Here is a 1062-nt window from a genome sequence, read left to right on the forward strand (position 1 = left end):
GTCTCAAGGGAGAATGAAACCTATGGCAGCGGCAGGATCGAAGCGGTACTCGGCTGAGCTGAAGCGCGACGCGGTGGACATGGTCAGGCAGTTGGTGGCCCAGGGTTCCACGGAGTGGGCGGCGATGGGGAAGACCGCGGAGTTGTTGGGTGTGGGCTCGGCGGAGACGGTCCGCTGTTGGGTTCGTAAGACGCCGGCGACTGCGGCGGGCGGCGTTGCGGAAGCCGAGAACGAGGAGATTCGGCGGCTCAAGCAGGAAGTGGCGGAACTTAAGCGAGCGAACGGAATCCTGAAGGCGGCGTCGGCTTTCTTCGCGGCCGAGATCGACCGGCCACACCGCTGATTGTGGAGTTCATCCGCACTCACCAGGGTCACCGGGTGGGTGCGGATGGTCTTATCTGGGGCGTCGATTCGATGTGTGCCGTGCTCGGTGAGCATGGTATCCGCATCGCCCCATCCACGTACTACGAACATATCAACCGCGGGCCCAGTGCCCGTATGCTCGCTGATGCGCACGTCATTGATGCGATATTCACCCTTCGTCGGGAACGTCCGTTGATGCGTGTGTTGGGTTCGCGGAAGACATGGATAGTGTTGCGCAGCAATGGTATTGATGTCGCTCGCTGTACCGTTGAACGAGTGATGCGCGAGATGGGATGGCGTGGCGCGAGCAAGAAGAAACGGGTGCGTACGACCATCCCAGAGCCGAGCGCTGAGCGGCCGGCAGACCTGGTCGATCGACAGTTCTATGCTTCGGCGCCGAATCGTTTGTGGGTGGCAGATTTTACGTACTGTCGTACCGCCTCCGGGTGGGCGTATACAGCGTTCGTCATCGATGTCTTCGCCCGCAAGATCGTCGGATGGAAAGTGGCCTCGGAAATGACGGTGAACCTTGTGACTGACGCCATCAACAACGCGATCGACAATCGAAAGCGTTGTGGTGTAGTCGATTTGACCAAGCTCGTGCATCATTCCGATGCGGGATCACAGTACACGGCGATTGTGTTCGGGCAGCGACTGGCCGAGGAGGGAATCGCGGCTTCTATTGGCAGTGTCGGGGAT

At 60.1% G+C, this 1062-nt stretch carries 1 pseudogene; it reads left to right on the forward strand.

Annotated features, from left to right (window positions below):
• Window positions 1-124 precede the first annotated feature (124 nt).
• Window positions 125-1062, forward strand: a pseudogene (locus ABZW74_RS24590) (IS3 family transposase); the annotation flags it as partial.

Origin of the sequence: Gordonia sp. NPDC003585 (assembly GCF_040610755.1) — a bacterium.
Classification (GTDB): domain Bacteria; phylum Actinomycetota; class Actinomycetes; order Mycobacteriales; family Mycobacteriaceae; genus Gordonia.